The sequence below is a fragment of the Paenibacillus sp. SER-28 genome, from assembly GCF_052906305.1.
In genome coordinates this window covers 172,639-187,724 of record NZ_JBRECM010000003.1, presented here as the reverse complement: position 1 = coordinate 187,724, position 15,086 = coordinate 172,639, and the positions used below count along the sequence as shown (strand labels likewise).

General features: G+C 43.7%; 10 protein-coding genes. 8 read left to right on the top strand and 2 right to left on the bottom strand.

Translation table 11 applies throughout. The features are described 5' to 3' along the window. Positions 1 to 57 precede the first annotated feature (57 nt). Positions 58 to 939 carry a helix-turn-helix domain-containing protein gene (locus tag ACUYLD_RS10925; RefSeq protein WP_446675008.1) on the bottom strand — a complete coding sequence of 294 codons (882 nt, stop codon included), beginning with the start codon at positions 937 to 939 and terminating at the stop codon, positions 58 to 60. Between the two features lie 136 nt (positions 940 to 1,075). Between ACUYLD_RS10925 and ACUYLD_RS10920 the strand changes: the two genes are divergently transcribed. The 3 genes from ACUYLD_RS10920 to ACUYLD_RS10910 are packed head-to-tail and all read left to right on the top strand — an operon-like array spanning position 1,076 to position 8,090. Continuing rightward, on the top strand, positions 1,076 to 4,432 hold the full coding sequence (locus tag ACUYLD_RS10920) for a DUF5107 domain-containing protein (RefSeq protein ID WP_446675007.1): 3,357 nt from the start codon (positions 1,076 to 1,078) through the stop codon (positions 4,430 to 4,432). Further along, entirely contained in the window at positions 4,425 to 5,711 is a 1,287-nt protein-coding gene (locus tag ACUYLD_RS10915) for a cellulase-like family protein (protein ID WP_446675006.1), read from the top strand. The genes ACUYLD_RS10920 and ACUYLD_RS10915 overlap by 8 nt, the downstream gene beginning before the upstream one ends. Before the next feature lie 21 nt (positions 5,712 to 5,732). Further along, a complete protein-coding gene (locus tag ACUYLD_RS10910; protein WP_446675005.1) occupies positions 5,733 to 8,090 on the top strand; it encodes a beta-galactosidase in 2,358 nt (785 codons plus the stop codon). Between the two features lie 95 nt (positions 8,091 to 8,185). Here ACUYLD_RS10910 and ACUYLD_RS10905 read toward each other — a convergent pair whose 3' ends face one another. Next, positions 8,186 to 9,169: a glycoside hydrolase family 5 protein gene (locus tag ACUYLD_RS10905; protein WP_250259500.1), complete on the bottom strand. Its 984-nt coding sequence runs from the start codon at positions 9,167 to 9,169 to the stop codon at positions 8,186 to 8,188. 497 nt (positions 9,170 to 9,666) lie between these two features. Between ACUYLD_RS10905 and ACUYLD_RS10900 the strand changes: the two genes are divergently transcribed. From ACUYLD_RS10900 to ACUYLD_RS10880, 5 genes are all read left to right on the top strand, one after another. Further along, entirely contained in the window at positions 9,667 to 10,233 is a 567-nt protein-coding gene (locus ACUYLD_RS10900) for a 5' nucleotidase, NT5C type (RefSeq protein ID WP_069291023.1), read from the top strand. A 121-nt stretch (positions 10,234 to 10,354) separates the two neighbouring features. After that, complete coding sequence (locus tag ACUYLD_RS10895; protein ID WP_446675004.1) at positions 10,355 to 11,149, top strand: Nif3-like dinuclear metal center hexameric protein; 795 nt, start codon at positions 10,355 to 10,357, stop codon at positions 11,147 to 11,149. Between the two features lie 76 nt (positions 11,150 to 11,225). Next, positions 11,226 to 12,212, top strand: a complete 987-nt coding sequence (locus ACUYLD_RS10890; protein ID WP_446675003.1) for a sugar-binding domain-containing protein — start codon at positions 11,226 to 11,228, stop codon at positions 12,210 to 12,212. A 7-nt stretch (positions 12,213 to 12,219) separates the two neighbouring features. Further along, positions 12,220 to 13,638 carry a glycoside hydrolase family 2 TIM barrel-domain containing protein gene (locus ACUYLD_RS10885; RefSeq protein WP_446675002.1) on the top strand — a complete coding sequence of 473 codons (1,419 nt, stop codon included), beginning with the start codon at positions 12,220 to 12,222 and terminating at the stop codon, positions 13,636 to 13,638. A 234-nt stretch (positions 13,639 to 13,872) separates the two neighbouring features. After that, a complete protein-coding gene (locus ACUYLD_RS10880; protein WP_446675001.1) occupies positions 13,873 to 15,081 on the top strand; it encodes an MFS transporter in 1,209 nt (402 codons plus the stop codon). The last annotated feature ends 5 nt before the right edge of the window (positions 15,082 to 15,086 follow it).

Here is a 15,086-nt window from a genome sequence, read left to right as displayed (position 1 = left end):
CTGTGACCTTGCGGCAGCCCGATAGAGGCAAATTTGAACGCTCCTGATGAACATAGATCAACCCTTCAAATTATTTCGGTATTCCAAAGGAGAGCAGCCCATTATTTTTTTGAATAGTCTGGAGAAGTAGTAAGGGTCCCTAAAACCGAGTTGTATGCTAATTTCTTTAATAGAAGCATTCGTCAAATCTAAAAGCTGACTGGCCCTCTGTATCTTCATTCTTAAATAGTAATCGACAGGAGAGTAGCCGGTGGATTGCTTGAATATCAAGTTCAGATGCTGCTTGGATACCTGAACATGCCGACTAAGCTCCTCAAGCGAAACGGTGGATTCCAATTGTTCACTCATATAGCGTGTTGCTTTATCCACATGACTCTGGTACGTACTGTCTTCCTTGCGAAATGCAACGGATACAACAAAACTCAGCAGATAACGGACAGTTTGCGATACTTGAACTAAATGTATGATGGAGTATGATTTATTCAGTAAAAGGTCGTAACACTGATGAAATAGCTCCAGTAGTTTGACTTCATCACTGGCGGCCATCGAAATATACGTTTTAAAAGGTTCAAATAATGCCATAAAGTCATCAACTTGGTCCCCTTTAAGATGAAACCAGTAAATCGTCCAAGGATCTCCATCGTCAGCCCCATAAGCATGCTGCATGTCCCTGGGAATGTACGCAAAGCTCCGCTCCGTCATGTCAATCGTTAGGCCATCCTTTGTTCGTATCCAACCTTTTCCACTGGCACAGTAGATGAATATATGAGAGTCACATCCGTGCATTCTTTCACGAAAATGATGGCGGGCATGGCTGAAGCAGCCTATATCCGTAATATATAGATTTTTTGTAAGCGGATTCAAATTTAATTTATCCAGCATATAGGGTGGAAGGACATATAACTTTTCACCCTCAAATCCATCAGCTTTCTTATTCATAATCTATCCATCTCCTAGCCTTAGGCGGCTCTAATGATGAAATACGTATATAATCCATCATAAACAGTGGATTGTCAATTGTCTGTAATGTCGCTTACTTGTAAGCTCTGAATATAAGGGCGACTATGAGGGAGTGATGGAATTGAGCATTTTCGACGCTAGGACACGCGTGTGGGAGGAAACTGTGCAGATCCCCACGTATGGAATTGGCAAACCCGACAAAAATCCAATGTTTCTGGAGAAACGTGTCTACCAGGGAAGCTCCGGTCGAGTGTACCCGCATCCGGTAATTGATAAAATTGAGGATGAGAAGAAACTTGAAAATTACCAAATGGTTTTTCTGGAAAATAAATATTTGCGCATTGAGATCATGCCAGAGCTGGGAGGCCGCATTTATCGTGCGGTCGACAAGACCAACGGTTACGATTTTGTATATTATAACAGGGTCATCAAACCAGCACTTGTGGGCTTATTGGGGCCGTGGATATCTGGAGGGATTGAGTTCAACTGGCCGCAGCATCACCGTCCCAACACTTATGGACCCGTTGAATACAAGTTGGAAGAACATGACGACGGAAGCGCAACGGTATGGGTGAGCGAAATTGATCGTATGTTCGGCACGAAAGTAACAGCTGGTTTTACACTACAACCGGATAAAGCATACCTTAAAGTTGAGGCCCAGCTATACAACCGGACTGCCGAGCCTCAAACGTTTCTATGGTGGGCCAATCCAGCCGTAGCGGTACATGAGCACACACAATCTGTTTTTCCTCCAGACGTATCAGCTGTGTTCGATCACGGAAAGCGTGATGTATCCCGTTTCCCGGTCGCTACAGGCACCTATTATAAAATGGATTATTCTGAAGGTGTAGATATCTCCCGATACAAAAATATTCCTGTCCCCACTTCATATATGACCTATAAATCGGATTACAATTTCATAGGTGGTTACGATCATATGAAACAAGCCGGGCTTTTGCATGTGGCCAACCATCACATCTCTCCTGGAAAAAAGCAATGGACATGGGGAAAGGGCGAATTCGGCCAAGCATGGGACCGGAATCTAACAGACGAAGATGGTCCCTACATCGAGTTGATGACAGGGGTATATACCGATAACCAACCAGATTTCACTTGGCTTCAGCCGTATGAAGAAAAATCGTTCTCGCAGTATTTTATGCCTTACAAACATATTGGTATGGTCAAAAACGCTTCAATTGACGCAGCCGTTAATCTGGAATTAAATCGCAGCGAAGGGACAGCACAGATTGGAGTCTATGTAACTTCGTCATATCGTGAGGCTGTTGTGGAATTACGCAGTCAGCGGAAAGTTTATATTAAAGAAACCTTAGATCTGACACCTAATAAGGCCTTTATACAGAAGACAGTTATTTTGGCTGAGGATGAGGATTATGAACTATGCTTAACCGTCAAAGACGCGACCGGAAGGGAGCTGATTAGCTACCAGCCGAAGAAAAAGGACGTTGAACAGATGCCGGCCGCCGCCGCCGCCCTGCCAGAACCGGAGGAATTAAGAACGAACGAAGAATTGTATTTAGCAGGACAACATTTGGAGCAATACCGTCATGCTACCTTTGAACCCGAGGCGTACTATCTTGAGGGCTTGAAAAGAGATAAAAATGACAGCCGCATAAATGTGGCATATGGTACGTTGCTTCTTCGTAGAGGGTTGTATTCAGAAAGTGAAGAGTGCTTTCGTAAAGCCATCTCGCGGGTAACCTGGCGTAACTCTAATCCCTATGACGGTGAGGCCTACTACCAGCTTGGTTTGTCGCTAAAACACCAAGAGCGGTTGGATGAGGCGTTCGCTGCATTTTATAAATCAGTATGGAGTGCAGCATGGCAAGACAGCGGATATTTCTCACTGGCACAGATTGCGACAGAACAAGGGAACTATGAAGAAGCATTGGAGCTCGTGGAGCGTTCAATCATCCGCAATGCTCACAATTACAAAGCACGCAACCTGAAGTCGGCTATTCTTCGTAAGCTCGGCAGCTACGAAGCGGCAATAGCCTTCTCCAAGGAAACGATGAAGCTCGATATCGCCGATTTTGGAGCTTACCGTGAGCAAGCATTATCATTAGAGGCTCTCGGATTACGAGATGATGCTAAAACGGTCCTCGAAGAGCTGGGAAAATGGATGCGTGGAGATGTGCATAATTATATAGCGGTAGCATCGGACTATGCGGCGGCGGGACTCTATGAGGATGCAGCATGTGTGCTGGAAGAAGCTCCAGAGCAGGCGAAAACATACCCTATGCTGTATTACGTTCAGGCCTTCTGCTATGCTAAAATCGGCAAGCATGAGCAGGTGAACAATGCTCTCGCTCAGGCCGCAGATGCAGTACCCGACTACTGCTTTCCTAACAGTCTGTTTGAGTTGGATGTGTTACAATTTGCAATTCGAACGAGACCGGGGGACGGAAAGGCGCATTATTACTTAGGTAATTTACTCTATGATAAGAAACGGCATCTGGATGCCATTTCCAGCTGGGAAACGTCTCGTTCTATTGACGATACTTACCCCGTTGTTCACCGTAATCTTGCTCTTGGATATTTTAACAAACAGGGCCAAGTAGAGAAGGCACGCCATTCGTTAGAGCAGGCCTTTGCGTGCAATACTTCAGACGCGCGTGTTCTTTATGAGCTTGACCAGCTGTATAAGAAGCTGAACATCAGGCCCAACGACAGATTGAACCTAATGGAGAGTTATCCGGGAATCATAAAGCTTCGCGATGATCTGTTTTTGGAATATGTAACCGTTCACAATACGATGAAGCAGCATAAGGTAGCTTTGTCCTTGCTGACAGGGAGAATATTTCATCCATGGGAAGGCGGAGAGGGGAAGGTAACTGGACAGTATAGGCTTGCCAAGGTAGAGCTTGCCAAGTCCGACCTGAGGTCTGGACGGATTGAACAGGCTGTAAAAGGGCTGCGGGAGGCTTTAGTGTATCCAGAGAATCTTGGCGAAGGTAAGCTAGAGGGTTCCCAAGATAACGATATTTACTATTATTTGGGCTGTGCGTATGAGCTATTGAAATTAACAGATGAGGCAAGGCAGGCCTTTTCCACGGCCTCTCAAGGACTGGGGGAACCCATTAACGCCATGTATTATAACGATCAGCAGCCGGATATGATATTTTACCAAGGATTGGCCTGGCAGAAACTTGGCTATGCGAAGGAAGGCATGCGTCGATTCAACAAGCTCATTGATTACGCCGAAAGACACTTATTTGAACCCGTGAAAATGGATTATTTCGCGGTCTCGTTACCCGACTTTCTCATCTTTGAAGATGACCTGAATATTCGTAATCAGGTTCATTGTACTTATATGAAGGCACTTGGTTTGCTTGGATTAGGGCGACAGGACGAAGCTATCTTGCATTTTGAATCGGTGCTTAAGCTAGAAGCTAACCATCAAGGAGCATTGAACCATATGGACTGGGACTGGGAGGGGAAATCAAATGAATAATCGCATGAGAAAGTTACCGCGCAAATTGACGATCACCATGTGGGACTTCTCCTGGTATACAATGACACAGGAAGGTGAGCCCTACAGCGATCTTGAAGCCCGTTTTAAAGAAGCGGTCGAAAGAGGCTACAATACGATCCGAATATGTGCTATGCCATACATGTTGTTTACTGCGGATGGCAAACGTCCCGGTCCCTTGGAGTTTGCTAACCTTGGGGAAGTAGGCCAGCGTACGCGTTGGTATAACTGTCGTGGCGGCGCAGTGCTGGACGGGCATGCTCATTTACTTGAACTGTTTAAACAAGCTAAGGCTCATAACTGTTACATTATGTTATCCTCTTGGGAATATCAGCAGAGTCCCAGCTTTCTGGCTCATGCTGGGCTTAGAGATGAATTAGCTGCAATTCCCCCTAAGGAGAGATTCATGGCCATTGCAAAATCAATGGATCAGTTGATCCGTTTCGTCACAGCAGAAGGCTATAGGAACCAGATTATCTATACAGAGCTGCATAACGAAGTGGAATTTGGGCAGTTAAACGCCGTCGGAACGTCTGAAGGCATAGCCGAAACGAATGTACCAGCGCTTATTGAAGCCATGCAGCCCTACGTAGAAGAAGCAGTTGGATATCTCCGCCAATGTCATCCCGATATCATGATGACCGCCAGTTATACGTTAAATGAAGCCTACCCTAAAGCTTACGTCGCGCGCAATATGCAGGTTGCCCATTTTCATCTTTATATTAAAGGAGTGCTCAATGAGCTTATGGAAGCCGCAGGGCTTTATGATGAGTTGGCGCCGTTCCCCAATCCATTCGTACAATCCCTATTAAGAGAAGACGCTCCTCCATTTGCAGAGTGGAGCCTGCCTCTGGAGGAGAATTGGCGGATGGAAGGCAATCCAGTCGGCATGAGGCTTATTTATTTGCACGACTGGGTAGATCCCGATCAATGGGATTTATTTTTGTACGATCGGTATGGAGACCATAAAATTGCCATGTTGCAGAAGGCCGATTCCCGATTGGAAGAGATTCATGAATGGACACGTCATTCCGGCATTCCGATTGTCATAGGAGAAGGTTATGTAGGCTACACGCCGCTGTATGCCCAATTTGAAGAAGGCCCAATCGGTAAATTTATCGCTGAATATGTGTTGCGAAAAGGAATGGCACTTGGGTTCTGGGGAATGACCCTCTGCTCTAACTGTGCTCCCCATCATCCATTCTGGAATGATATCGCTTGGCAGCGCAAGTGGAATCAATTTATCCTGAATTCAGATTAACGAGTGAGGGGAGTGAACTCCATGAGAAACTATCGGGTTACAGTCAAAGACGATCAAAAACGAATTGTTAAAGGACATATCAAACTTGGCGGCACCAATCCAAAAGGAGAGGAAATCGGATTCACCAACTATTTTATGGAGAAGGACGGAGAGCCCTTTTTCGGTATTTGTGGTGAATTCCATTATGCCCGTTATGATGAACGCTATTGGGAAGACGAAATTATTAAAATAAAAATGGGCGGCGTAAACATCATTGCCACTTATATTTTTTGGAACCTACATGAAGAAGTTGAAGGTATTTTTAATTGGAGTGGGAACAAGGATCTTCGTCGTTTCATCGAGTTGTGCGGCAAACATCAGGTATACTCCATTATTCGGATCGGACCCTTCAATCATGGGGAAATTCGAAACGGTGGTATGCCGGATTGGTTATTTGGTCGACCATTTGAGGTTCGTTCTAATGATGAGGGGTATCTGTTCTATACGAGAAGATTGTATAACGAAATCGGTGCCCAGGTTAAAGGGCTGCTATATAAGGAAGGGGGGCCGATTATCGGCACCCAAATCGAAAACGAACATCATCATTCATCTGCCCAGTGGGCGTTGACTGTAGGAATTAATGATATGTGGTTAAACAGCGGAAGTGACGGTAACTCGCATATGTTAAAACTTAAAGAAATAGCTCTGGAAGCGGGGATTGATACTCCGATCTATACGTGCACAGGATGGGGAGGAGCAACAACTCCTGTCCCTGATATGCTGCCATTATGGGGCGGGTATGCCTATTGGCCATGGATCTACTACGAAGAGGGACGATTGGAAGGGATGGAAGAGCATCCTGCGACACCGGAATACATTTTCCGAGACAAGCATAATAACAAGATTCCAAAGAGCTACAATTTTGAGCCTCAATATGCCCCTGAAGACTATCCGTACGCTTGCTGTGAAATGGGTGGCGGCATGGTTCAGTTTTATAAATATCGGTTCGCCTTTCCCTACCGTAGTGTTCCAGCGATGACTGTCATGAAGGTTGCAGAAGGCTGTAACCTGATCGGATACTACATGTATCATGGGGGTTCCAATCCTCGAGGTCAGGTTAACCCATATACAAATGATCTAGCTACACCCAAAATATCCTATGATTTCAACGCCATGATCGGCGAATTCGGTCAAGTAAGGGAGTCATACCAAAGAACAAAGCTGCAGCATTACTTTTTTTCAACGTTCCAAAAGCAATTCTCACTAACAAAGACAATTCTGCCAGGGGATACGTCCCAGATGGACCCTTATGATGTGGAAACGTTACGATATGCAGTGCGCTCTAGTAATGGATCGGGGTACCTATTTCTAAATAATTTCCAAGACCATGTCGAAAATGACGACCTGTGCGATTTTAATGTGAGCATTGAGCTGCCCGAGGAAACGATTGTAATTCCTAGTCAAGGTGAACTGACGTTAGGACGTGATAGCTTCGCCATATTGCCATTTAACTTTAATTTAGATGGAATAATGCTTAAATATGCTACGGCACAGCTGATAACAAGGATAGAAGAAGATGGAGAAGTATATTATTTTTTCTTTGTACCAGAGGGCATGAAAGGAACGTATGCAATGGAGTCACAAGATATCATCAGTGCCACAATCGACAAAGGTTCGATAGAGCAATTCGATGGGAACACGATCATTAAGGTTGCTGAAGAGGAGGATAGTCTCATCCATTTGGTATCTGAAAGTGGCCAAAAAGTTGCCATCTACACGATGACTGATGAGCAAAGTCTTACATTTTGGAAGGTGAACATGCAAGGCCGCGACAGAGTGATGCTGACAAATGCCAATGTACTTGTATCTGAGGGCGATCTAAGGCTGGAATCAACGGACCAAGAAGTGGTAACCCTGAGTGTATTCCCGGATTTTGACGCCTCATTCACATCTATTTCCGGTGGAGAACTGCTTGAAATAACAGAAAGTGAATTATTCAAAACGCATCGTTTAAAGGCTCCTAAGAAAGAAATCCATTTCAATTTGAAAAGGGTAAATAAAGATAAATTTACTATTGATTTCGAAACAGATGCGTTTCATGGAATCAAGGAGGCTCTGCTGCGTATCGATTATACTGGAGATATCGGTTATGCTTTTATGGATGGTGAACTGATCAATGATAATTTCTGCAACCATACGACCTGGGAAATAGGTTTGAAAGCATTTGAACATCGGCTCATCGAGCAAGGGTTGTACGTATATATTTCCCCCATTCGAAAGGGTAAGGTTCTCAACAGCAATACGACTATGGCGGGCTGGAACGAGGCGACAAAGGAACGTATCGTAGATATCGGTTCGGTTAACCTTGTGCCTGTATATGAAATCAAAATCACCATATAACCCAGAAGGTTATATGGTGATTCTTTTCCAGAATAATCTACATAAAGTAATCAGCCAGTGAATACATGAGTCTTTTTTATTTTCTTAATGTGTTTTTAGTAGATACCGGCTTTTTTCGATGTTTGTTTGATCCCGTTGCTTCCGTTAACTACAGTTTTTCCCCAATCCGTCAGATTGCCATTAGGTCCTGTTACAAGATCAAGGTAGGAAAGGTTGGAACTATTACCATACCAGGACCAGGCTAACCAGCCTATCCCTTTGGATTGTCCGTATCTCATGATTTCTGTCTCGTCGACATCTGCTCCTTGATGGTAACCGCCAAATTCACCAATAATCAGCGGAAGTCCTTGATTCAGAACGTTATCAATATTGGTTCGAACAGTTTGAGCATCTTTACCCGCGAACTCATACATATGGATGGAGAATACCGTATTTTTCAAAGAATCAGCTGCAAATACAGATTTACCAAAGTCATTGATAGACTGAGGATATTGTCCCCATCCGGCACAATCGACGATGAGCGTATTTTTGATACCTGCGTTTCTCAACTTGGGAATCGCTTGCTTGTATCCATCAGCCCAACCACTTCCATTCCAAGAACCATACCATTCGTTCGCAATGTTTACGATAACCCGATCTTCCTTGCCGATCAGAGCATCTTTTATGCTAATCCAGTAGTTCACAGCTGCATCCAAAGACGCGTAGTCGTCTTTGCCCGTAGCGTCATGAACTTCAAGCACAGCAATCATTTTGTAACTCGTGACGAGAGAGATCATATTTTTCACGGAATTAATGTCATCCTTGGTGTACTGGTTTCCGTTAGAAAGGACAATTCGGACGGTATTAGCACCTGTCTGGGCAATTGCTGGGATAGCTGTATAAAGATCGTTTTTGTACCAACTGTGAGCATGATTGACGCCTCTCATAACAAACGGCTTGCCTGTAGAATCATACAATTTGGTACCGCTTACATAAAATCCTGAAGCAGCTTGTGCCTTGGAGAAGAATCCCCCCAAACCAATCATGATAAGCACACCGACGAGTCCAGACAATAATGCTTTTCTTAACAATACCTTCATTTTTTTACCTCCCTAAATATATTATTCAACTTTCTGCTATATAGAGAAGAAGTAGGTATGTAAGTATGTACACAGCAGTAAGCTAAACACAATATAAAACGCTTTCATTTTTGGCGATAGTTATTTTTTTGTTATTCTATCATTTGTGTTTTTGTTATGCAATTGATTTTTTTAGCTATTTTTTTGCTTTTGAAATGCAGACACATAGATTACTTATTTATGTGTGATTTTTCTATGATTTTATTGTGCTCGTTGCTTCTATTAAGGTGTATTCCTTCGATATTTATTTGTAATTTAGTTTTTTTAAGATAAAAATAACCTAACTAGTTTTGCTTTAGTATGCCTGTCTTATGTAGATAAACCTAACGTTCTACTTAGCTGATTATCTTGAACAAAGGTGAGATCTATCGGAAGCAATACCCAAGCTTCACCACGATATTAAATTATAGTATGATATTCTTATGAAAAATTTTACCAGAGTGAATAGGGGCAAGCTGATGAGAAAACCAATCATTGCAGTCGATATGGACGATACCATCTGTCATCTCGTCAAACGAGCCATATACCATAACAATAGTGAATTTCCCACTCATCCGCTTCGGTATGAAGAGATGTTAGATTGGAACACCGATCATCTACGTCATCCAAAGAGCACGCTTGATGTATTTTATGGACGACCGGGTTTGTTTGAGGAACTTGAACTATTTGACGAGTATGTTGTAGAAGAAATGGAAAAGCTTTGCAATGCTTTTGATGTCATTATTGTGACAGCGGCAGAACCCAAGACCGTCGTAGAGAAATGGAACTGGCTTCAAAGACATATGCCATTCATTCCGATTGAGAACTTTTTCCCATGTAAACGAAAAAACCTGATTAACTATGATCTCCTGATTGATGATGGTCCTCATAATTTAGTGCCTGCGCTAGAGGCGGGGAAAAAGGTGCTTTGCATTCCTCATCCATGGAATCTGAGAGCAAGAGAGCAATATGAGTTCCCCGTCATGACATCCTGGCAAGGGGCAAAAGAACGAATCGACTCCATTTTAGGGGTTCTGTATAAATAATAGAACCATTCGTAAAACAGCTGGCTCCTTTGGAACTGGCTGTTTTGCTAGAAAGAATAGCACTTATGATTGAAATAAAATGGTACAATTGATATACCTTATCCATGAGGAGGGAACGTGTATGACCATGACTATGGGGCAGGTTGTGAATCATCTGACCAAGGGAATAAGCATACCCAACACCACCGTAGATCTGCTGGAACCAGGATTTATAGATATTGAGGTACACGGAATTGTAACCGCTTTCTCCGCTTCGCAGTATGTGATAGAACAAGCTATTTCTCTAGGTGCAAATTTTATCATTACGCATGAAGGCATCTTTTATAGTCATCAGAGGATGCATGAATGTTTACTACATGATCCTGTTTTTTTGCAAAAATCTCGCCTCATTGCCGATGCAGGTATAGGCATTTATCGGTTTCATGACGCCATACATCGTTATCAACCGGATGGAGTGATGGTTGGGCTACTTCAGGCGCTTGACTGGCACAACTACATTGTGAAGCAGCAGCCGACGGCCGCCATTTTGACTATTCCGGTTATGGAAGTTCAGGAGATCGCTGAATATATTAAAGCTAAACTACATATTCGTTATGTACGGGTGGCTGGTGAGGTTTCCATGCCATGTGAACGAGTGGGAATCTCAGTAGGATACAGGGGAGATGGTGATCTAGCCATTCCATTATTTCTAAATGAAAATGTAGATTTAGTCATTGCCGGTGAAGGCCCAGAATGGGAAACACCAGAATATGTTAAAGATGCCGTCTATCAAGGTCAAAGTAAAGCACTTATCATGCTGGGACATGCTGAAAGTGAAGCACCTGGGATGAAGTATCTCGCAGATGTACTTTCCGCTCAATTTCCAATGCTCCCGGTACACTTTATTGAAGATCGCCCGGTGTTTCAAATATTGTAATGAGAACACGTCTTTTGTGATGGTCATCCAGCACTGCTGTTATATCCGTTCATCCACTTTATGAAATGGAGGCAAGATGATGGGAAGCAGAGTGATTATGCCGTTCAAAACGGACTGGAAGTTTATAGAGGGTAATTACGCAGGTGCTGAGAAAATGGACTACAACGATGAGCATTGGCGACTCCTTCAGGTCCCTCATGATTGGAGCATTGAGAAGTCCTTTGATCCACATATGCTGTATGGTGGCAATCAAGCTTATTTGCCGAGATGGTCTGTCGGATGGTACAGAAAGCACTTTAATGTGAAGCCCTCCTCTCCAAAACAGCGCGTATACATACAATTTGATGGCATTCACAGTAACAGTGAGGTTTGGATCAATGGACATTTTGTGGGCAAGCGGCCCTATGGATATGTTAGCTTTCAATATGATTTGACTCCATATATTCGGTGGGATGAGGAGAATGTGATTGCCGTCAAAGTGGACAATACGATTCTTTCACCTGACAGATGGTATTCGGGGGCCGGTATTTATCGTAATGTCTGGCTGATTTGTACGGATTATATTCATATAACCGAATGGGGGACTTACATTACCACACCTGAAATTTCGCCAGATGAAGCCAAGGTGACTGCCAGAATCCAGGTCACTAATCATCACGCGCATGCCGTAGAGTGTACGATTATGACTGAAATGCTGGACCCACAGGGACAGATCAAAGGAAAAGTTGAAAACCGAGTCACTCTTTCGAGTTGTGAAACGGGGGAAATAGAGCAAAAAACGCGAGTTTTAGAACCAGAACTATGGTCACCGGACAACCCAGTGCTCTACGAAGCCCAAACGACAATTTATTGTGACAATACAGAGGTGGATCGTTATTGTACCCCTTTTGGCATAAGAGAAGTGAAGCTGGACACTCAAAAAGGTTTGTTTCTGAATGGGGACAGCTTAAAGCTAAAGGGAGTGTGCATTCACCATGATTTAGGCTGTCTGGGGGCTGCTTACCATGATACAGCCATGAAAAGAAGGCTTCAAAAGCTGAAGGAAATGGGCTGCTTACCATGATACAGCCATGAAAAGAAGGCTTCAAAAGCTGAAGGAAATGGGCTGTAACTCGATCCGTTTTGCTCATAACCCGATGGCGCCCGAATTATTAGATTTATGTGATCAGATGGGGTTCTTGGTGGTTGATGAGGCTTTTGACAAATGGAAATCTCTTTTCTATGAGCATTTATATGATGAGTGGTGGGAAAAAGATCTGGAAGCAATGTTGCTCAGGGACAGGAACCATCCCAGTGTTTTCATGTGGAGCGTTGGGAATGAAGTGGAGAATCAAGGTCAGCCATCCATGCTCAAAATGTTGGAGCAGCTCGTAGGTTTCTGCCATGAAAAAGACCCAACTCGACCAGTTACATGTGCGCTTGAGCCGCATAATACACCGATCAGCTTGCGTGAGGGTTCAATTGAGGCCAAAGTGGAGCATACCAAACAGCTGGCACAACGAGTGGATGTTCTAGGGTTAAACTATCAGGAGCAGTGGTATGAGCACTATAGGGCGGCCATGCCGGATACGCTAATCCTGGGAACAGAAACATTCCCATACTATCGGGGTAAGGATAACCGGGTTAAAGGTTATTTGCCTATGAATCCCTGGTTTGATGTCGCTAATCATGATTATGTGATCGGTCAATTTGTTTGGAGTGGAATTGACTATTTGGGAGAAACGAGCTATCCCTCCAAAGGGTGGTCTTCGGGCCTGATTGATACTTGCGGATTCCGCAAACCAGTATCTTATCTCCAACAAAGTTTATGGTCTAATCAGCCTGTTGTGCACATAGCCGTATTTAACGAACATATGAAATCGGAATTTAATCCGACATGGACGATGCACTGGAGATCTCCGGCCATGGAAGATCACTGGACATTTCCTGAATACGCTGGAAAATTAATACGGTTGGTTACCTTCACCAATTGTGAGAGCGTGGAATTGATCGTGAATGATGAATCATACGGTGAGAGGAAGTTAGTGGATTATTCTAATTATTTGATCGTATGGGAGCTTCCCTATACACCGGGCGAAATCCGGGCTGTGGGTCGTAATGGAAACAATAAGGTTTGTGAGCATGAATTAACCACTGCCGGACTTCCTTATGCTCTAAAGTTGGAGGCTGATCGGGTAATCCTACCTGCTGATGGGCATGAGATATCTCATGTAGAAGTAACCGTCATAGACCAAAACGGGATCATTGTACCTAACCAGAATTTTGATGTAACCTTTAAACTACAGGGTGATGGTCGTATCCTTGGAATAGACAATGGTGATCTCACCAGCGATGAATCCTTCAAGGGGAATGAGAGACGAACACACAGAGGAAGGTGTTTCGTTGTTGTACAGTCCGGTTATGTGGCTGGTGAGTTGTTGCTTCAAGCGTCAGCAGATGGAGGGTTGCTGGGAGAAACCAGACTGAAAATAGAACAAGAACGCAAATGATAATTCAAGGTTGATTCAGTATAAAGCTCGTATAGTTTAATTAAAAGGTCTGAATAGGTGATGAGTGCTCATGCTTTACCTGCTCAGGCCTTTTTATATGTTTACAACTGACGGTCAATAACGATCTATGACTATAATTCTCTTTTGACAAATAGTTTGGATACGAATAAAATGACTAATTATAATATAACTTATTAAAAGATTAATAAAAAGTGGTGATAAGGAGATAAGTAAATGCCAGTAGAACCATCCATGAATCCTCGGGTAATTCGTAATATTTTGTTCTTATTATTCGCTTTACCAGGTGTAGCTTTTGCTTCCTGGGTGTCTCGAACGCCTATTATACGGGATATTTTACATGTCTCGACTGCCGAAATGGGAATTATTATTTTTGGATTAGCTGCAGGTTCTTTAGTGGGACTACTCAGTGCAGGCAACATTATTTCTCGTATAGGTGGACGGGCGGTCATTCTGGGAAGTGCGATTTTGATTGTAAGCGGTTTTGTCATTGTAGGGTTGGGAACTGAATTTTCGCTCACGAGCATCGTGTTTGCTGGTTTAGTCATCTTTGGAGGTGGTTATGGGACAGCAGAAGTAGCTCTGAATGTCGAAGGTTCCGCGGTAGAAAATCAATTGCAAAAAACGCTTTTGCCGGCTTTTCACGGTTCATTTAGTATGGGGACACTTGTAGGTGCAGTCATCGGTTCTGGAGCAGCGGCACTACACATACCTGTTGTGGTCCATTTTGGAGCTATGGCTGCCATGATTGCAGTGGTAACTTTCTATTTTTATCGTTTTCTGCCTCACGATACAGGTATAGAGAAAGAAGTTCCTACTCAAAAGGTTGGATCTAATCTCAAGGCGCAGCTTGCTGTATGGAAAGAAAGACGAATTTTATTGATCGGTATCATCGTGTTAGGTATGGCGTTTGCAGAAGGGTCTGCGAATGACTGGCTACCGCTAACGATGGTGGATGGCTATGGCGTGGATTCTTTAACAGGTTCCTATATGTATGGACTATTTGTGGCAGCGATGACCATTGGACGTTTTATCGGAGGATTCATACTGGATAAATACGGCCGTGTCCCTGTATTGAAAGGAAGTGCTGTCCTGGCTGCTATCGGTATCATTCTAGTGATCTGGGGACAGCATTACCTCATAGCCGGATTGGGCGTCGTATTATGGGGGCTTGGAGCCTCACTTGGTTTTCCTGTGGGCTTATCTGCTGCCGGAGATGACCCTCGTGGTGCAGCTATCCGGGTTGGAGCCGTAGCCACGATCGGTTACATTGCCTTTTTAGTAGGTCCCCCAGGATTAGGGTTTTTAGGTGAACATGTTGGACTTCTGCATGCCTTGATTGTAGTGCTTGTTGGCGTTATTGTTGCTGGTTGGATATCCGGTGCAGCCCAACCTATTGGGGTGAAAGAAAAGAAATCAGATTAAAATAT